This window comes from Pseudonocardia bannensis (genome assembly GCF_012911875.1).
Taxonomy (GTDB): Bacteria; Actinomycetota; Actinomycetes; order Mycobacteriales; family Pseudonocardiaceae; genus Pseudonocardia; species Pseudonocardia bannensis.
The window spans coordinates 1-17,382 of record NZ_JAAXKZ010000128.1 but is presented as its reverse complement, the minus strand read 5'-3'; the positions used below and the strand labels follow the sequence as shown (position 1 = coordinate 17,382).

At 75.0% G+C, this 17,382-nt stretch carries 19 protein-coding genes and 2 pseudogenes; 13 read left to right on the top strand and 8 right to left on the bottom strand.

All coding sequences use genetic code 11. The annotated features are described in order from the left end of the window. From HF519_RS24845 to HF519_RS24830, 4 genes and pseudogenes are all read right to left on the bottom strand, one after another. Positions 1-349: pseudogene (locus tag HF519_RS24845) on the bottom strand (hypothetical protein); the annotation flags it as partial. A 57-nt stretch (positions 350-406) separates the two neighbouring features. Beyond that, positions 407-1,249 carry an ABC transporter ATP-binding protein gene (locus tag HF519_RS24840; RefSeq protein WP_169415415.1) on the bottom strand — a complete coding sequence of 281 codons (843 nt, stop codon included), beginning with the start codon at positions 1,247-1,249 and terminating at the stop codon, positions 407-409. Continuing rightward, positions 1,246-2,361, bottom strand: a complete 1,116-nt coding sequence (locus HF519_RS24835) for a FecCD family ABC transporter permease (protein WP_312860328.1) — start codon at positions 2,359-2,361, stop codon at positions 1,246-1,248. The genes HF519_RS24840 and HF519_RS24835 overlap by 4 nt, the downstream gene beginning before the upstream one ends. Continuing rightward, positions 2,358-3,419, bottom strand: a complete 1,062-nt coding sequence (locus HF519_RS24830; protein ID WP_169415414.1) for a FecCD family ABC transporter permease — start codon at positions 3,417-3,419, stop codon at positions 2,358-2,360. The genes HF519_RS24835 and HF519_RS24830 overlap by 4 nt, the downstream gene beginning before the upstream one ends. Positions 3,420-3,573: 154 nt before the next feature. Here HF519_RS24830 and HF519_RS24825 point away from each other — a divergent pair, with 154 nt between their 5' ends. The 12 genes from HF519_RS24825 to HF519_RS24770 all read left to right on the top strand — a co-directional run bounded on the left by HF519_RS24825 (position 3,574) and on the right by HF519_RS24770 (position 11,959). Beyond that, on the top strand, positions 3,574-4,422 hold the full coding sequence (locus HF519_RS24825; protein ID WP_169415413.1) for a (2Fe-2S)-binding protein: 849 nt from the start codon (positions 3,574-3,576) through the stop codon (positions 4,420-4,422). Between the two features lie 68 nt (positions 4,423-4,490). Further along, positions 4,491-5,243, top strand: a complete 753-nt coding sequence (locus HF519_RS24820; protein ID WP_169415412.1) for a pyrimidine reductase family protein — start codon at positions 4,491-4,493, stop codon at positions 5,241-5,243. A 114-nt stretch (positions 5,244-5,357) separates the two neighbouring features. Beyond that, entirely contained in the window at positions 5,358-5,855 is a 498-nt protein-coding gene (locus HF519_RS24815; RefSeq protein WP_169415411.1) for an Asp23/Gls24 family envelope stress response protein, read from the top strand. Further along, complete coding sequence (locus HF519_RS24810) at positions 5,852-6,241, top strand: hypothetical protein (protein WP_312860327.1); 390 nt, start codon at positions 5,852-5,854, stop codon at positions 6,239-6,241. The genes HF519_RS24815 and HF519_RS24810 overlap by 4 nt, the downstream gene beginning before the upstream one ends. Then, positions 6,238-6,528 carry a hypothetical protein gene (locus HF519_RS24805; protein WP_312860326.1) on the top strand — a complete coding sequence of 97 codons (291 nt, stop codon included), beginning with the start codon at positions 6,238-6,240 and terminating at the stop codon, positions 6,526-6,528. Before HF519_RS24810 ends, HF519_RS24805 begins: the two co-directional genes overlap by 4 nt. A 47-nt stretch (positions 6,529-6,575) precedes the next feature. Then, a complete protein-coding gene (locus tag HF519_RS24800; protein WP_169415410.1) occupies positions 6,576-6,755 on the top strand; it encodes a hypothetical protein in 180 nt (59 codons plus the stop codon). Next, positions 6,752-7,132: an Asp23/Gls24 family envelope stress response protein gene (locus HF519_RS24795; RefSeq protein WP_169415409.1), complete on the top strand. Its 381-nt coding sequence runs from the start codon at positions 6,752-6,754 to the stop codon at positions 7,130-7,132. The genes HF519_RS24800 and HF519_RS24795 overlap by 4 nt, the downstream gene beginning before the upstream one ends. A 32-nt stretch (positions 7,133-7,164) precedes the next feature. Beyond that, positions 7,165-7,737, top strand: a complete 573-nt coding sequence (locus tag HF519_RS24790; RefSeq protein WP_169415408.1) for a DUF6286 domain-containing protein — start codon at positions 7,165-7,167, stop codon at positions 7,735-7,737. A 97-nt stretch (positions 7,738-7,834) separates the two neighbouring features. After that, positions 7,835-8,545, top strand: a complete 711-nt coding sequence (locus HF519_RS24785; protein WP_246245102.1) for an Asp23/Gls24 family envelope stress response protein — start codon at positions 7,835-7,837, stop codon at positions 8,543-8,545. Between the two features lie 74 nt (positions 8,546-8,619). After that, on the top strand, positions 8,620-9,411 hold the full coding sequence (locus tag HF519_RS24780) for a 3-hydroxybutyrate dehydrogenase (protein ID WP_169415407.1): 792 nt from the start codon (positions 8,620-8,622) through the stop codon (positions 9,409-9,411). 458 nt (positions 9,412-9,869) lie between these two features. Then, a complete protein-coding gene (locus HF519_RS24775) occupies positions 9,870-11,468 on the top strand; it encodes an alpha/beta fold hydrolase (RefSeq protein ID WP_169415406.1) in 1,599 nt (532 codons plus the stop codon). 209 nt (positions 11,469-11,677) lie between these two features. Beyond that, the gene (locus tag HF519_RS24770) at positions 11,678-11,959 is read left to right on the top strand and encodes a glycine betaine ABC transporter substrate-binding protein (protein ID WP_312860329.1); all 282 of its coding nucleotides are present in this window, start codon (positions 11,678-11,680) and stop codon (positions 11,957-11,959) included. On the opposite strand, the gene HF519_RS24765 is transcribed toward HF519_RS24770, so the two are convergent. After that, positions 11,950-12,396 carry a DUF732 domain-containing protein gene (locus HF519_RS24765; RefSeq protein ID WP_169415404.1) on the bottom strand — a complete coding sequence of 149 codons (447 nt, stop codon included), beginning with the start codon at positions 12,394-12,396 and terminating at the stop codon, positions 11,950-11,952. The genes HF519_RS24770 and HF519_RS24765 overlap by 10 nt on opposite strands. Before the next feature lie 132 nt (positions 12,397-12,528). After that, positions 12,529-13,548, bottom strand: coding sequence for a non-homologous end-joining DNA ligase (gene ligD / locus HF519_RS24760; protein ID WP_169415416.1), 1,020 nt, complete (start codon positions 13,546-13,548; stop codon positions 12,529-12,531). Positions 13,549-13,645: 97 nt separating this feature from the next. Here ligD and HF519_RS24755 point away from each other — a divergent pair, with 97 nt between their 5' ends. Then, positions 13,646-13,957 carry a hypothetical protein gene (locus HF519_RS24755; RefSeq protein ID WP_169415403.1) on the top strand — a complete coding sequence of 104 codons (312 nt, stop codon included), beginning with the start codon at positions 13,646-13,648 and terminating at the stop codon, positions 13,955-13,957. Between the two features lie 170 nt (positions 13,958-14,127). Here the strand turns inward: HF519_RS24755 and HF519_RS31780 are convergent. After that, positions 14,128-14,430 (bottom strand): annotated as a pseudogene (locus HF519_RS31780) (response regulator transcription factor); the annotation flags it as partial. Positions 14,431-17,085: 2,655 nt separating this feature from the next. Continuing rightward, positions 17,086-17,382: hypothetical protein (locus HF519_RS30625; protein ID WP_211170534.1), on the bottom strand; the 297-nt coding region annotated here is incomplete at its 5' end.

Genomic DNA, 17,382 nt, shown 5'->3' with positions numbered 1-17,382 from the left:
CACCGGCCGCCACCGTCATCGCCGCGGCCTCCCGGGCCAGCCGGTGGATGAACACCTCGAACGCCAGCGACGCGCCCCCGTCGCCTGCAGCGCGCGCAGCGAGCACGTCGCGTAGATTGCCCGAGGTGTCCATGCCCTGCAGCACCAGCAGCACCGAGCGCCTCCCGCCCCAGACGGCCTCGGCGTAGAGCGCTTCCTGGCGCGCGTCGAGCCGCGCGCCCAGGTCGATCATCTCGGCCTCGGCGGTGGCCTTGTCCTTCGGACCGATCGGGCGGGCCCGCGGGTCGAGGGCGCAGAGATCGAGGTCGCCCGCGGGCACCCGGAACGTCTCACGCGCGGTCTTCGCCACGATTGCAGCGTAGCCAGTCCGCCCGAGCCCGCCCCGGCTCAGCAGCGCGAGTCGGGGTCAGGGCACGGCGTGGGTCCCGATCGGCACCACGAGCGGGGCGCCCGACACCGGGTCCGTGATCACCCGGGCGTCCAGCCCGAACACCTCGCGCAGCAGCGGCTCGGTGATCACGTCCGCGGGCTCGCCCGCCGCCACCACGCGCCCGGCGCGCATCGCGACCAGCCGATCGGCGTAGCGGGCCGCGAGGTTCAGGTCGTGCAGCACCATGACGACCGTCCGCCCGGCCTCGGTGTGCAACCGGCGGACCATCTCCAGCACCTCCACCTGGTGGGCGAGATCGAGGAACGTCGTCGGCTCGTCGAGCAGCAGCAGGTCGGTGCCCTGGGCCAGGGCCATCGAGATCCAGGCCCGCTGCCGCTGCCCCCCGGAGAGCTCGTCGACCGGTCGTTCGGCGAGGTCGAGCATGCCCGTCCAACGCAACGCCTCGGCGACGGCCTGCTCGTCGTCGGAGGACCACTGCCGGTACCACGCCTGGTGCGGGTGCCGGCCCCGCGCGACCAGGTCGGCCACCGTCAGTCCCTCCGGTGCGACCGGGGACTGCGGGAGGATGCCGAGGACGGTCGCGACCTCCTTGGTCGGGATCCGGTCGATCCGTCTGCCGTCCAGCAGCACCTGGCCGCCGGTGGGCTTGAGCAGCCGCCCCAGCGCGCGCAGCAGTGTCGACTTGCCGCAGCCGTTGGGCCCGATGACCGCGGTGACGGTGCCACCCAGCACGTCGAGATCGAGGCCGTCGACCACGAGGCGGTCGCCGTAGCCGAGCCGCACCCCGTCGGCCCGCAGCCGGACGGGCGGGGGCGCGGGCGCCGGGGGCTCGGCGGTCTGGACGCTGGTCTGGGTCATGCGCGGGCCTCCCGGCCTTGACGGGCGAGCAGGTAGAGCAGGTACGGCGCGCCGAGCACCGCGGTCACGACGCCGACCGGCAGTTCGGTGCCGCCGAACGCGGTGCGCGCGATCAGGTCCGCGACCACCGTCAACGCGGCGCCCAGTACGAGCGATGCGGCGATGGGCGGGCGGGCCGCCCCGACGAGGCGTTGCGCGATCTGCGGGGCGACGAGCGCGACGAACGCGATCGGCCCGGCCGAGGCCGTCGCCACCGCGGCCAGCCCCACGGCGACCAGCAGCAGCGCCGTACGGCCCGCGTCGACCCGGATCCCGAGGCCCTGGGCGGTGTCGTCGCCGAACTGCAGACCGCCGAGCAGGTGCGCGAGCACCAGGGCCGCGGGGACGAGCACGGCCAGCGCGATCCCGACCGGGACCACGTGCTCCCAGCCCCGGGCGTTGAGGCTGCCGTTGAGCCAGACCTGGGCCCGGGCGGCCTCGTAGACCTGCGCGACGACGAGCAGCCAGTTGATCGTGGCGAACAGGATCGCGTTGATGCCGATGCCGACCAGGACCAGCCGGAAGCCCTGGATGCCCTTGCGCCAGGCCAGCCCGTAGATCGCGCCGGCGGTGAGCAGGCCACCGAGCAGCGCCGCGAGCGGCAGCCCGACCGCCGACCCGAGCCCGCCGATCGCCCCGAAGCTGCCGCCGAGCACGATGACGGTCACGGCGGCCGCGCCGGCGCCGGCGGTGATGCCGATGATGTCGGGGCTGGCCAGCGGGTTGCGCGCGATCGCCTGCAGGATCGCGCCCGACACCCCCAGCGCCGCCCCCACCAGCGCGCCGGTCAGCGAGCGCGGCAGCCGCAGTTCCAGCACGATGAACTGCTGGCTCGCCTCGCCGCCACCGGTCAGCACCGCCAGCACCTCGCCGATGCTGATCGGGAACTCGCCGCGGCCGATGTTGACCGCCATCGCGAGCACCAGCACGGCGCAGCCGGCCAGCAGCACGGCCACCGACCGCGGCCGCCAGACCCCGGAGACGCGCCCGACACGCACCGGGACCCGCCCGGGTACCGGGTCCGGAGCGGGGCGCAGGACCGGGTCCGGGGACCCGTCGAGCGTGGTCCTCACAGCTGCACCATCTTTCGGCGGCGGACCAGGGCGATGAAGAACGGCGCCCCGACCAGCGCCAACAGGATGCCGACCTGGATCTCACCGGGCCGCGCGACGATGCGCCCGGCGACATCGGCGATCAGGAGCAGCACGGAGCCGGTCAGCGCGGACGCCGGTAGCAGCCACCGGTAGTCGGGTCCGGTGAACGCCCGCACGATGTGGGGGACGACGAGGCCGACGAACATGATCGGGCCGCACGCGGCGGTGGCCCCGCCGGCCAGCAGCGTGATCGCCACGACACCCAGCACCCGGGTGCGCCGGACCGACTGGCCGAGCGAGCGCGCGACGTCCTCACCGAGCGAGAGCGCGTTGAGCGCGGGCGCACCGGCCAGCCCGATCACCGCGCCGGCCACCAGGAACCAGACCACCTGGCCGGCCACCTCGGCGTCCCGCCCGGCGAGGGAGCCGACGTTCCAGAACCGGTAGGCGTCCAGCGTCTCGGCGTCGAGGATGATCACCGACGAGGTGAGCGCCTGCAGCAGGGCGCTGACCGCGGCCCCGGCCAGCGCGAGCGTCACCGGGGTTGCGCCGCCGCGGCCGGTGGACCCGAGCAGGAAGACCGCGACGCTGGCGGCGAGCGCCCCGGCGAAGGCGAACCACACGTAGCCGAACAGCGTGGTCACGCCGAAGGCGTAGACCCCGAGCACGACGAGGAACGCGGCACCGGCGTTGACGCCGAGCAGGCCGGGGTCGGCCAGCGGATTGCGGGTGTGGCCCTGGATCAGCGCGCCGGCGAGCCCCAGCGCCGCGCCGACCAGGATGCCGAGGACGGTGCGCGGGATCCGCAGCGAGCGCACCACGATGTCGTCCTCGGAGCCGGTCGGCGCGACCAGCGCGTCCCACACGTTGCCGAGGGGGATCGCCTTCGCGCCGAAGGCGACGCTGGCCAGGCAGCACGCGACGAGCAGCACTGTGAGCAGTGTCAGGCCCAGGAGCCGGCGTCGGCGCAGCGAACCGGCCGGGCCCGGGCGGCGTCCCCCGGTCGGGAGTGACGACGGAGTGGCGGTCGTCGTCACTCGGCCTCCAGTCGTTCCATCGGGTGATCGCGGTCATGGTGATCCACGGCGATACTCACCATAAGTGAGGCAAGCCTGTCATGACAGAGGGCAGCCGTACCTCACCCCGATGACCCGGCGTGTCGCTGCACTCAAGTTAGGCTAACCTCACCTTATGACGCTCTCGCTCACCTCCGCGGTGGCGGAGACGGCAGCCCGGGTGTCCGCCGCCGTCGAGGGTCTCGACGTGCACGTCGGCCCGGGGCCGTCCGCCGACGGCTGGACCCGCTGCAGCGACGTCGACACCGCGTTCGTGGCGCGCTGGGAGGCCGAGACCCTCGCCGCGCTGCCCGGCTGGTACGGCGGCACGCACCCGACCACCGCGAGCGCCTTCGTCCTGCACTGGTGCGCGAGCCTGCCCGGGCTGACCGGCGCGGCCTTCTTCCGGCACGCCCGCCGCGTCCCCGTGCTCGACCGGGCCGCGCTGGCCTTCCGCCGCGATCCCGGTAACCCGATCCCGGTGGCCACCGCCCTGCTCGACGAGCGGTTCTGGTGCCTGCCCGACGATCCCGCCGCCGGCGACCCGGGCGCCACCGTGGTCGGCGACGTCGACGCGCTCGCCGCGGTGCTGCGCGCCCAGATCCGCACCCATGCCGACGAGTTCCTGGCCGGGTACGCGCCCGGCCGCCCGCTGCCGCGGCGGGCCCTGCTCGGCGCGTTCTTCGACGGTCTGGACACCGGCCTGTGGCGCAGCGAGAACGGCGTCACGGCCTGCGGCGACCCGCTCACGATGACCGCGACCCTGCGCGAGGCGGGGCTCGTGCTGCCGGGCGGCACGCCCGAGTTCGCCGAGCCCTCCGCGCTGCACCCGTTCACGGACGCGCTCGGCCGCGTCTGGCTGTCCCGGAAGCGGACCTCGTGCTGCTACTACTTCAAGGTCTCCGGGGACGGCTCGGCCTGCTCCACCTGCCCCCGCACCTCGCCCGCGGAGCGGGCACGGCGCTACGCGGACCTCGTGGACTAGCCACCGGCCCGTCCCACTCCCCGGACGGCCGTCGGGACAGCACCGCGCCCGGGTGCTGGGATGGCGGGGTGCGACGACTGTGGCCCACGCCCGGCACCGACACCGGCGGCGAGATCGATGATGCCGCCCTGGCGGCGGCCTACGCCTATCCGGATGACCTCACCGCGCCCTACGTGCGGGTCAACTTCGTGTCCAGCCTGGACGGCGCGGTGTCGGTCGACGGGCGCTCCGGCGGACTGGGATCGGCCGCCGACAAGAGGGTCTTCGGGCTGCTGCGCCGGCTCGCCGACGTGATCCTGGTCGGCGCCGGGACGGTCCGGGCCGAGAACTACCGGGGCGCCCGGCGGCCCACCGATGGCCGCGACACTCCCCCGCCGATCGCCGTCGTCACCGGCTCGGCCGACCTCGACCCCGAGAGCCGGCTGTTCACCGACACCGCGGTCCCCCCGATCATCCTCACCCGGGCCTCGGCCCCGGCGCAGCGGCGCGACCGGCTGGCGGCGGCCGGCGGCGACGTTGTCGTCCTGGACCGGCTCGATCCGGCCGGCGTCATCGCCGAACTCGGGCGCCGCGGGCTGTACCGGGTGCTCTGCGAGGGCGGCCCGGGTCTGCACGGCGACCTCGTGGCCGCCGACGCCGTCGACGAACTCTGCCTGACGGTCGCCCCGTTGCTGACCGGCGGTGAGGCCGGCCGCATCGCCCACGGTGCACCCGCGACGCCGCCACGGACCATGTCACTGGTCAGCACCCTGCACGACGATGACACCCTGCTCCTGCGCTACCGCCGCGCCCGGTGCTGCGGACCGTCCGGACCCCTCTGATCGGGTGATGTGTCGTGAGCAGGCAGCGGGTATGGACGTCTCATCCCCGTGCGACCGGCACGCACCAGCAGGGGCCGGTCCACGCACAGTGAGCGCAGTGAGAAGGAGCGCGAGATGACCCAGAGCACGGCGAACACCAGCGCCACCACGACCTCCTCGGCAACGACGGCTGCGGGCACGGCGACCCCGGCCCGGCTGGCCGAGGACACCAGCCAGGGCCGTACCACCATCGCCGCCTCCGTCGTGCAGAAGATCGCAGGCATCGCGGCGCGCGAGATCTCGGGCGTGCACTCGATGGGCGGTGGGGTGTCCCGGGCGTTCGGCGCGATCCGGGAGCGGATCCCCGGTGGCGGCACCGGTGCCGCGAACATCGCGGGCGTGCAGGTCGAGGTGGGCGAGAAGCAGGCCGCGATCGACCTCGACATCGTCGTGGAGTACGGCGCCGGGATCGTCGAGCTGGCCCGCGCGGTGCGCCGCAACGTGATCACCGCGGTGGAGCGCATGACCGGCCTCGAGGTCATCGAGGTCAACATCGCCGTCAACGACATCCACCTGCCCGACGCCGACAACGGCGACGAGGTCCCGGTCGCGCAGCCGTCGCGCGTCGAGTGAGCCCGACCACCGCCGAGCCGTCGCCGGCGACCGAGCGGGTCGGGACGGCCGGGACAGGCCGACCGCAACGGCTCGACCCCGACCAGGACCGCGTCCTGGCCGAGCGCATCGCCGCCGTCGTGACCGCGCACCCGGCCGTGGCCCGCCTCGACGCCGGCGCCTTCGGTGCGGTGGCCACCTACCTGCCCGGGCGCCGCCTCGTCGGCGTCCGGATCGGGGAGCTGGGCGAACCGGTCGAACTGGGGGTGGTGCTGAACCTGGACCGGCCGTTCCCGGAGGTCGTGCGCGTCCTGCGCCGCGAGGTGGCGGCCCTGTGCGGTGGCGCGCCCGTGGACATCCTGGTCGCCGACGTGGACACGACCGGCTCACCGGCGGGCGCCCCGTGAACCCCGAGATGACCGCGGAGGAGCGGGCGGCCTACCGGGCCTTCATCCGCGACAACCACCCGGATCGCGGGGGCGATCCGGACGCGTTCGTCGCGGGTCTGGCCCGGTTCCGGGCCGGGACCGCCGCACCGGAGGGTGACCCCGCAACCCCGGGCGCCGAACCCGATCCGGAGGACGCCCGGTACGACGCCCCGGTCGTGGTCGTCGCCGACCTGCCGTTCGCCGTGCGGGTCGCGATCGCCGCCATCCGCACGGTGCGGCGACAGCGCAACAACCGGGTCGACTGAGCCCGGCGCACACCCCACACCCCCAGGCACACATCCAGGAGAGCCAGATGAACGGCACCCAGACCGGCCTGCTGGCAGGTCTCATCCTCGGCGCCGCCGGCGCCATCGGCGGGTTCAGCGCCTTTCTCATCGCGCTCCTCGTCGGCGCGGTCGGCCTCGTGATCGGCCGCGTCCTCGATGGCGAGCTCGACATCAGCGGCGTGCTCGGACGGGGACGGGACCGGTGAGCACCGCCTCCCCGGCGCTGCTCGATCCGGCCGAACGCGGGCACCTCGACATCCACCCGACCGTCCTCCGGAAGATCATCGAGCACGCCGCCGACCAGGTTCCCGGCACGCTGCGCAGCGAGCGCAGGCTGGCCGGGCTCGAGGTCGGCGAGACAGGAGCGAACGCCCGGGTCAGCACAGGTTCGGGCGCCCCCGATGCGGTCGACGTACGGCTCGAGCTGACCCTCGGCTACCCGGGCCGGGTGACGTCGGTCGTCGACGCGGTCCGTTCCCGGATCAGCGAGGAGCTCGAGCGGCTGGCCGGCTATCGGGTCCGGACGCTGGCCGTCACCGTGTCGGGGCTGCGCGGCGAGCCGGCCCCGCCCCGGGTGCAATGAGCATGCAATGAGCGTGCAATGAGGAGGACGTGATGCGGGTTCTGCTCCGGGTGCTCGCCCCGCTGCTGGGCCTCGGCCTGGCCGCGATCGGCGTGCTCGTGGCGGTGGAGGTCATCGCCGCCTGGATGCGGCCGGTCACCGGTCAGGGGCTGGTGGTGCCCTGGGTGGCCTGGCGGGCCACGCTGGAGGCCACGACCTGGCAGGACGACCCGGTCGCGGCGGTCGCCATCGGCGTCGGTGTGGTGGGCCTGCTCCTCGTGCTGGTCGGGCTCTTCGCACGGCGACACGACGTGCTGCTGGCCGTCCCCTCGCCGGACCTCACGGTGGCCACCTCACCGCAGGTCCTGGCCCGGCTCGTCGGGCGCCACGTGCGCACCGCCGACGACGTCGCGTCGGCCTCGGTCACCGCGTCCGCCCGCCGCATCTCGGTGCGCGCCGAGGGCTGGAGCACCGACTCCGCGGGTCCCGGTGGCACGGACGGCACGGAGGGCTCGGACCTGCGCCGCACCGTGACCCACCGGGTCGACGAACTCCTCGACGAGCTGCCGCTGGCGCGCCGTCCCCGGGTCAGCGTCACCACGAGCGTCCGGAAGGGGCCCCGATGAGCGAGCCGGCCGGCCGAGCACCGGCACGGCGGCCGCGGCCGGCGAGCGCTCCGGCGCAGTGCCCGGCGAAGCCGACCGAGCGCAACGAGGGAGAGCGATGAGCACCCCGACCGGGGCGGCGGACACCGCACGGACCGCGACCACCGGCACCGAGGCCGGCTACCCACCGGGCGCGCCGTCCCCGCGCCCGCAACCCTCCGCGCAGCTCCGCCGACGGTCGCGGCACGCGGTGGCCCGCTCCGCGGCCGGGGACCGGACGCTCGTCGTGCTGCTCGGCCTGGTCCTGCTCGCTGCGGGCACGCTGGTCGCGCTGCTCAGCTACGGGGTGTTCGGCGCCGGACGGGCCCAGCGGCCGCTGCTGGACCCGATGATCGTCGATGCGCTGCGCGCCCAGCCGACCCTCGCCCGCAGCATCGCGATCGCCGCCGGGCTCCTGCTCGCCGTGCTGGGCCTGGTGTGGACGGCGCGGTCGCTGCGCCCCGAGCGCCGCCCCGACCTGGTGGTCGACGCCGGACCGGACACGGCCATCGTGATCACCGCGCCGGCCGTCGCCGACGCCGTCGCGAACCAGGCCGCCACCCTGCCCGGGGTCGCCCGGGCCCGCGCCCGGCTGGTGGGTGACGACCGCGCTCCCGCGCTGCGGGTGACGCTGTGGCTCACCGACGACGCCGACGTCGCCGAGGTGTGCCGCCGCCTGGACCAGGAGGTGCTCGCCGGCACCCGGGCCTCCCTGGGCGTCGACGAGCTGCCCGCCGCGGTCCGGCTGGAGCTCGAGGCCGACGGCCGCAACACACCCCGGGTGGCCTGACCACACAATCCACGCTCAACTACGGACTCCGAGCACAGTGGAGAGCGGGCCCGCGGGGCGTAGCGTCGCGGGGCATGACAGGGACGTCCCCTCCGCTGGAGGGCCGCACGGCGCTGGTCACCGGCGCCGCGAGCGGCATCGGGGCCGCGATCACCCGGCGGCTGGCAGCCGACGGCGCCACCGTGCGCGCCGTCGACCTCGACCCGGCGGGACTCGAGAAGCTGGTCGAGACGGTGGCCGCGGAGCGGTCGGCGCGGCCCGGCACCGGCAGTGTCGAACCCGTCGTCTGCGACCTGTCGGACACCACCGCCGTGGACGCGCTCCCGGCGGCGGTGGACGTGCTGGTCAACAACGCCGGGCGCCAGCACGTCGCGCCGCTGCACGAGTTCGACCCCGCGATCTTCAGCCAGATCCTGACGATCATGCTGGAGACGCCGTTCCGGTTGATCCGGGCGGCGCTGCCGACGATGTACGAGCGCGGCTGGGGCCGGATCATCAACATCTCCAGCGCGCACGGCCTGCGGGCGAGCCCGTTCAAGTCCGCCTACGTCACCGCCAAGCACGGCCTCGAGGGCCTGTCGAAGGTGGCGGCGCTGGAGGGCGCCGCCCATGGCGTCACCAGCAACTGCATCAACCCCGCGTACGTGCGCACCCCGCTGGTGGAGGCCCAGATCGCCGACCAGGCGCGGGCGCACGGCATCGACCCCGGCGAGGTCGTCGAACAGATCATGCTCACCCCGGTCGCGGTGAAACGATTGATCGAGCCCGATGAGGTCGCCGAGCTGGCGGCCGTCCTCTACGGGCCGGCGTCGGCCTCCATCACCGGGACCTCGCTGTCCCAGGACGGCGGCTGGACGGCGCGCTGACCGGAACCGTTCACCTGGGGAGACATCGGGAGGCCCCCGTGGCCACCGCTGATCGCACTGCTGCGCACTCCGCTGCCCACCAACCCGCTCCGGCATCGTCAAGGTGGTGTCGGCGAGCATGATCGGCACCACCGTCGAGTGGTGCGGTCCGGTACTGATCCGTCGGCCCTCGCCGCCGATCTCGCCCGGCGACTCGGCCCGGGCCGCCCCGGCCCCACGTCCGGAGCCGACACCGACAGCGCCGATCATGTGCACGTCAACACCCTCGGCCAGCGGCTGGAGCGGACGGTGCCCTGCTCGGCACCGGCTGGCAGCAGCCGGCGCGGGCACTGCAGCCCCAGCTCGCCCTGCAGCTGCACCGCCTCGGCGGGAGCTGACCCGGGGTGCTCACCGGGGCCACACCGGCGATGCGACAGGGTGGCCGGGCGACGGTCGGGCGACCTGGAAGGAGCCGGTGCGTGTCCTCAGTGCCGCGACGCGCGCGGGCGGCCCGCCGGCGCACGTTGCCGATCGTCCTGTGCTGCCTGACCGCGCTCCTGGCCGGCTGCACCGTGGGGCCGTCGCAGCGCCCGCCGGTGGCGGTCCGCGGTGGCGACATGCCGACGCTCCCACCGGTCAGCACGCCGGTCCCCGCCGCCCCCGACGAGCTACCGGTCCCGGAGCCGCAGAACTCCTCCATCGACTTCGCCGACTGCACCGACGACACCCTCGCGGAGCTCGGCACCGCGGCCCCGGCCGGGCGCACCCTGCGCATCGAGTGCGGTGAGATCGGCGTGGCCACCGATCCGACCCAGCCCGGGCTGGGTCGGACCCGGCTCGGGGTGATCCGCGCGGGCGCAGCCGACGCGCCGGACGACCGGCCCCCGCTGCTCGTCCTCGGAGACAGCGACACCGACCCGTCGGCCCGGCACGCCGCCCGGCTCGCCACCCAGGTCTCGCCCGAGGTGCTCGAGCAGTACCAGCTGGTCGGTCTCGACCGCCGCGGCGCGGGCACGGACACGCTCGACTGCGCGCCCCCGATGGCCCGCTCCGCCGTCGTCGACGCCGACCCGGCCGCCACCGGAGAGGCCGCCCTGACCGCGCTGCTCGAACGGTCGCGGGCGATCGTGCAGGACTGCTACCTGCTGCTGTCCGGGGCGGTCAGCTCGTACCGGACGGCCAACAGCGCCGCCGACGTCGAGCGGGTGCGTGCGGAGCTGAGGGTGGGGCGGCTCTCCGCCATCGGTGTCGGCGACGGTGCCGCGGCCCTCGCGACCTGGGCAGGGGCGCACCCGCAGGCCGTCGGGCGGCTCGTCCTCGACGGCCCCCCGGATCCCGGTCAGGACGTGCCGGAGCTGACCGAGGCACGGGCGGCAGCCGCGGAGAGCACCTTCGACGCCTTCGCCACCGCCTGCACCGCCGCCGGCGGCTGCCCGCTCGGCGATGACCCGCGGGCCGCGGTGGCAGCCCTGCTCGACCTGCTGCGCACGCAACCCCTCGCCTCCGCCGACGGGCGCCGGCTGACGGCCGGGGCCACCGTCACCGCGCTCCTGGCGGGGCTGGCCGAGCCGCAGGGCTGGTCCGGGCTCGCCGCGGCGCTCGCCCAGGCCGGCGCCGGCAGCCCGGACGGCCTGCTGGCCGTGCTCGCCCCGGTGACCGGCCGTGACGGGCGCTTCGACGCGGCGCTCGCGACCTCGTGCAACGACTCCCGGCGCCGGCTCACGCCGCCGGAGGTCGGTGAGCTCGCCGACCGCTGGCGCACGGACCATCCGCTCTTCGGCGCCACCCTGGCGCAGCGGCTGCTGGCCTGCGGGCCCTGGCCCGCCCTGTCTGCCGCTCCCCCGCCCGGGCAGGCGATCGACGCCCCACCGATCCTGGTCATCGGAACCGCCCATGATCCGCGGGCATCGCTGGCGGGCGCCAAGCGAGCGGCCGAGACCCTGTTCACCGCACGGTTCCTCGGTTGGCAGGGAGCCGGTACCGGGGCCTATCCGCGGACCCCGTGCGTGACGGCCGTCGTCGACGGGGTTCTGGTGGCGGGCAGGGCACCGCAGAACGGCACCCTCTGCCCGCCGTGACGCCGGCAGCGATCCGCGACCGAGCGGGTGACCACACGGCCGTCGTTCGAGGGCATCGTCCTCCGGCGGCAACAGTGATCACCCCCGAGAGTTGACCCGGCTTCGACAACGGGTGACCCACCCGGGGCCCGGCTCGGCCGACCCCGTCATCGCCCTGGTGCTCGGTGTCGTGCTGCACACCAACCGGCTGACCCCGGAGTCGTGGCCGGATCCCGCAGCTGGGGCTGAGGGTGCTGGCCGACGACAAGAGCCACCACCCGAAGTACAACGCGTCGGCGACCGTCCGCAAGGAGGCCTTCGACCGGAACCGGGACATCGCGAAGGTCTTCGAGCCGATCGCCGCGGCGCTGGACGAGCTGACCGTGGCCGAGCTCAACAAGAAGGTCTCGGCCGACGGTCTGGCGCCGCGCGTGGCCCGGCAGTGGCTGACCGACAAGGGATTCATCGGCGCGGCCCGAGACCGAGGCAGCCGGCAGCGCCGTCAGCAGTAGGTGCGCAGCGCGATCTGCACCAGCGTGCGGGCCTGCTCGCGGGTGACCGTGGGCTGGCTGCGCGGGATGCCCCGCGACAGCTCGTCCTCGGTCCATCCGCTCGCGGTCCGGTCGCAGACGACCTGCGCGATCGTGAGCTCGGCCTCGCCGGAGTGGCTCGTCGGTATCTGTGCCTCCCGCAGCGCCGCGAGGTAGTCCCACGCAGGGTCCTCGGGGGCGTCCGGCGCGGCCGGAGCTCCGGTGTCCACGGGCGGCGCGCCGTCGGGTGCCGGAGCGGGCTGTGGTGCGGACTGCGGTGCGGTCACCGCGACGGCCGCGGGCACCGGATCCCGGCCGGCCGGGTCGCCGCTCGCGAGGGCGACGCCGGCCGCGGCCAGCGACCCGGCCACCGCGCCGAGCAGCAGGCCACGGACGACCGAGGTGGTGGATCTGGACATCTCGCGTTCCCCCGGGTCGCGCCGTCGTGCGCCGGATCACGCCGGCCGTTCACGGGGCACAACGAGCGCGACCGGCAGAAGGCGCGAGCCGCCTGCCACGGTCCCCCACCCGGTCCTGGCCCTTCCCGGTCCTCAGGACGCGCCTGCGCCGCCGGACCTGGCACGGGAGGGCTGCACCCGCATCGGCTCCCCGGGCATCTTCGGATACTCCGGCGGGTAGGGCAGCTCACCCAGCCCGTGATCGCGCTCGTCGGCGGCGAACCAGTCGAGCGCGGTGTCCAGGGTGCCGACCGCGTCGTCCATGCCCGCGTGCGGATCGCCGCGCTCGGCCAGCAGCCCGGGGACCGTGCGCAGATCGAAGTCCGAGGGATCGACGTCGGGCAGGTCGTCCCAGTTCACCGGCATCGACACCGTCGCCCGCGGCAGCCCGCGCACCGACCAGGCCGAGGCGATCGTGCGGTCGCGCGCGGCCTGGTTGTAGTCGAGGAAGACGCGCTCCCCGCGCTCCTCCTTCCACCAGTCCACGGTGGCCCGCTCCGGCGACCGCGCGGCCACCCTGCGGGCGATCGCGATGACGGCCCGGCGGACCTCGATGAACGACCGCTCCGGACGGATCCGCGCGAACACGTGGATGCCGCGTCCGCCGGACGTCTTCGGCCAGCCCACCAGCCCGGCCTCGTCGAGCACCTCCCGGAGCACGCCGGCGACGGCGACGGCGTCCGCGAACCCCGTGCCCGGCTGCGGGTCGAGGTCGACGCGCAGTTCGTCCGGGCGGTCGGTGTCGGCCCGGCGCACCGGCCACGGGTGGAAGTCGAGCGTGCCGAGGTTGGCCGCCCAGGCGATCACCGCGGGCTCGGTCGGGCACACCGACTGCGCGGTCCGGCCGCTGGGAAACGTGACCGTCACGGGCGTGACCCACGACGGCGCCCCCTTCGGCACCCGCTTGGCGAAGAACGGCTCGCCGTCCACCCCGTCGGGGAACCGCTTGAGGTTCGTCGGCCGGTCGCGCAGCGCGCGCAGCATCGGCTCGGCGACGGCCAGGTAGTACTCCACGACCTCGCGCTTGGTGATCCCGCGCTCGGGGAAGTACACCTTGTCCGGGTTGGACAGCCGGACCTCACGGTCGCCGTCCGGGCCCGGCACGGAGAGCATCACCACGTTCTTGCTGGCCACGGGCGGGACGGTACCGGCTTCCGGGTCGCCGCGCCGCCGACCCGAGCGGCGCGCGGCGACCGCTACCCTCGGGTGCATGTCCCGTGGCGATCCCGGTGGATCGGATCAGCCCGCCCGGTCCCACCGGTTCGACGACGAGCTGCTGGGCCTCGACCCGGACGATCCGGAGACACAGGCCTTCGCCGCCCACCTCGACCGGATGCAGCGCCAGCGACCGGCGTACACGGTCGAGGGCTATCTGGCCGGGGTCAGCGACTTCGCCGAATCGGCCAACCGCGCCGAGGGCGGCCGCCGCTGGGCTGCCGTCACGCTGGTGGCGCTGCTACTGGTCGGGGTGCTCTGGGCCGCGGGCAACGCGCTCGCGTTCGTGGTCGCCACCTGGTTCTGAGCACGGCGGCCCCGGGCGCGGTGCGGCGGGCCCGGCTGACCGCGCAGCGGGCCGCCGGCACGCGTTCGCCGTGGACGCCCGCCGGACATCCGGACGGCGACGACGTCCGGCCCGCCCGCCGGACCGTCCACGTCCCGGCCGAGAGCGTCCCCGAGCTTCCCACGGCTGTTGATGCCGAGTTTCGAGTAGACGTTGGCGAGATGGGCCTCCACCGTGCGCCGCGAGAGAACCAGACGTTCGGCGATGGCCTGGTTCGTCAACCCCCTGACGGCCAGCTCGGCCACCTCCTCCTCCCGGGAGGTGAGGGTCGGCGCCGCCAGTCCCGCCAACGCGGGCGTCCGGGCCGACTCGCACGAGCGGACGAGCGCCTCCGCCCGCGTCCTCGCGACGGCGGCGCTGCGCCGGTCGACCGCTCGTTCGTAGGCCGTGACGGCCTGCGCCGCGGCCTCGGCGGCCAGCAGGAGCAGTCCCATGTCCGCGAAGCGTGCCGCCACGTCCTCCAGGTCGTGGGCCGCGCCGCGCGCCAGCGCGGAGGCGTGCCGTGCGTACAGCCTGACCAGCGGACCGTCCACCTTGGTCAGCAGCTCGTGGAGCCGTCCGGCCACGTCCCGGGCCCGGCCCAGGCGGACCGCGACGTGCAGGGCCCGGGCCTCCAGCGCCCACTGGCCCCGGTCCGCGGCATCGGCCGCGGCCAGCAGCACCAGGTCGGCCGCCTCCGGCAACCGGTTCGCGGCGGCGACGTGCCAGGCCTGAGCCAGGAGCATCTCCCCCCGCACCGGCAGCCCGGCCGCGCCGCACGGCGTGTCGGGGCCGATCAGCAGCGCACGACCGGCCCCGGCGTCACCGAGCACCGCATGGGCCTGGACCATCCGGTAGCGGCATCCGTGCCCCAACCCGAGTGGATCGCGCTGCGTCAGGCTCGTCGCGGCCTCGTGGAGCCACCGCAGCGCCGTCCGGGGACGGCCCGCGGCGTACGCCGCGAACCCCACCTGCAGGACCGCAGCGGCGTCGCCCGCCCACTCCGCCCCGTCCATGCTCTGCCTCAGCAGCCCGGCGGCCCGGCGATCGAGATCCCGGATCCGCCCGGACAGTTCCAGCGCGAGCAACTCCACCTGGGTCAGCGCGATCCTCGCCCACCCCGCAGCAGTCGCCGTGGCGCACCGGTCGAGCGCCCTCCACCCCGCCGCTGCGGCCGTGAGGGCGGCCTCGAAGCGGCCCGACACCGCCAGCGCCCCCGCCAGCGCAGCGCAGGCGAGCGCCGACCGCCCGGCCCGGTCCACCGCCCCGTCGCCGTCCTGGCCGGCCAGCTCGACAGCCTCCCCCGGCCGGCCGGCGAAGAACGCGAGCAGGGCGCGGACACCGTCGACCTCGGCCCGGACCCGCCCGGACGCCGCCGACTCCCCCGCCGCCCGCAGCAGGGCATCGGCCACGTCCGCGGTGCCCGGACCACCGAACAGGTTGAGGGCCCGGACCACCGTCAGCGCGGCGAGGTCGTCATCGGTCCTGGCGTGCATCGCGGCGTCCGCGGTCGTGCGCTCGCACTCCCGCGCCCTGCCCTGCCAGTGCAGCGCCTCCATCAGCCCGAGGTACGCGCGGAACCCTCCGCCGTGGTCGACCGCGGCCCGGGCCAGGCGTTCGGCCAGCTCGTGCCGGCGCGCCCGGTGGGCGTGCTCGGCCCCGGCCACGAGCAGATCGACGTCCGGTTCGGGCTCGTCGCTGTCCAGCAGCAGCCTGGCGACACGGAGCGGATCGACCGGCCGCGTCCCGGACGCGATCCGGACCAGCTCGCGGCGCAGTTGCCCGGCCGCTACCTGCGGTATCTGGGCCCTGACGACCTCGCCGAACAGCGGGCGGGCCAGCCGGGCCTCGGCATGCCCCCGGCTGCGCTCGACCGTGATGAGCTGCCGGCGCTCCAGCGCGGCCACCACGTCCGGGTCGGTCAGGTGGAGCAGGGCGTCCAGTGGGAGGGGTTCGCCGACGGCGAGCACCTCGAGGGCGCACCACTCCTCGGGTGCCAGCTGCCCCATCTGGGCGCCGACGACCTCGGCCAGGCGCGCCGTGACGGGGAGCTCGCCCTCCCGGTGCCACACACCACCACGCGTCCGCAGCCACCCGGTCGCGCGACCGGCCTCGATCACCTCGCGCAGGTGGAGCGGGTTGCCGCGGCTGAGCCGCCACAGCGACTCCGACGTCCGCACGCTCACGATGCCGCCCAGCGCGGAGCGCACGAGCCGGTCGGTGTCGACGCGGGCGAGCGGCTGCAGCTCCAGCCGATCGGCCAGCCCGTCCTTCCACAGGGTCCCCACCGGGGGTGGAACGGGCTCACCGGTCCGCACCGAGAGCACCAGGGCGACGCGGCCGCTCAAGGCGAGCTGGTGCACGAGCGCCAGGGACAGGTCGTCGAGCAGGTGCGCGTCGTCGATCCCGACCACCGAGCGCCGGACCCGGCCCTCACCGGCGAGCGCAGCCACCGTACGCTGCAGCAGGGTCAGCGGGTCGGAGGTCGTGTCGCCGGCCGGGACGAGGTGGGCCAGCGCCCCCAACGGGATGGTGCTGGTCGCACTGATGCCCGCCGCCCAGTGGGTCGGGAGGCCGGATTCCCTCGCCACTCCCAGGGCCTCCCGGGCGAGCCGGGTCTTCCCCAGGCCGGCCGACCCTCCGATGACCACACTGCGCGCCCCGGGGCCACGCAGGTCGTCGGCGATGAAGTCCAGCTCGGACTCGCGTCCCGTGAAGGCCCAGATATCGTTTGTCATCGCACCGCCCGCGATCCGCCCGGGTCGTCGCCGGGAAGATCGCTCCCCCTCTGATCGCAAATCGTGGGTCGACCGCCCGTGCCAGCTGTGCCCGATGCGACGTTAGTCCTCTCGGCCCGACATGACCATTACGTATTCCTACGCACAGCGAACAATCTGGTTTTTGACAGTCAAAGCCGATGTTCGCCTGAATGGCACGCGAATACCGGCCGTACGGAGCACGGTGCAAGCCCGCGAAGGATCGGCGGAGGCGGATCGACCGGCGGACGCGGGGCGGGCACCCGCGTCGTGCCACCGCGCCGGCGTCGGGTGCACCACGACGCCGGGAAGCGGGGATGCCTTCGGGCCGAGGCCGCCGGCCGGAGCCCGAGGTCACGCCGTGGGGCCGTCCATCGCGGCGTCGGCCCGGTCGACGAGCTCGCCGGCGCGCACCACCGCGTGTCCCGTCGCACCGAACTCGACCCGGAGCGTGAGACCGGCTCCGGCGAGCCGGGTGGCGCCGGTCGCGATCACGCGCTCGCTCGGCCGGCCCGGACCGTCGGCGGACGAGGTGGACGACGTCCTGGACGTGGTGGAGCCGTCGGCACCGTCGCCGCCATCAGCCCCAGCAGTGCCGTCGGCACCCTCGGCCCCGTCGGTCCCGAAACCGCCGTCGCCCCCGTCATCACC

Bases quoted from the DNA above. Each gene is read 5' to 3' on its own strand.
- HF519_RS24800 (WP_169415410.1), top strand. From the start codon at position 6,576: ATGAACGGCACCCAGACCGGCCTGCTGGCAGGTCTCATCCTCGGCGCC.
- HF519_RS24825 (WP_169415413.1), top strand. From the start codon at position 3,574: ATGACGCTCTCGCTCACCTCCGCGGTGGCGGAGACGGCAGCCCGGGTG.
- HF519_RS24755 (WP_169415403.1), top strand. From the start codon at position 13,646: ATGTCCCGTGGCGATCCCGGTGGATCGGATCAGCCCGCCCGGTCCCAC.
- HF519_RS24840 (WP_169415415.1), bottom strand. From the start codon at position 1,249: ATGACCCAGACCAGCGTCCAGACCGCCGAGCCCCCGGCGCCCGCGCCC.
- HF519_RS24790 (WP_169415408.1), top strand. From the start codon at position 7,165: ATGCGGGTTCTGCTCCGGGTGCTCGCCCCGCTGCTGGGCCTCGGCCTG.
- HF519_RS24815 (WP_169415411.1), top strand. From the start codon at position 5,358: ATGACCCAGAGCACGGCGAACACCAGCGCCACCACGACCTCCTCGGCA.
- HF519_RS24765 (WP_169415404.1), bottom strand. From the start codon at position 12,396: ATGTCCAGATCCACCACCTCGGTCGTCCGTGGCCTGCTGCTCGGCGCG.
- HF519_RS24785 (WP_246245102.1), top strand. From the start codon at position 7,835: ATGAGCACCCCGACCGGGGCGGCGGACACCGCACGGACCGCGACCACC.
- ligD (WP_169415416.1), bottom strand. From the start codon at position 13,548: ATGCTCTCCGTGCCGGGCCCGGACGGCGACCGTGAGGTCCGGCTGTCC.
- HF519_RS24780 (WP_169415407.1), top strand. From the start codon at position 8,620: ATGACAGGGACGTCCCCTCCGCTGGAGGGCCGCACGGCGCTGGTCACC.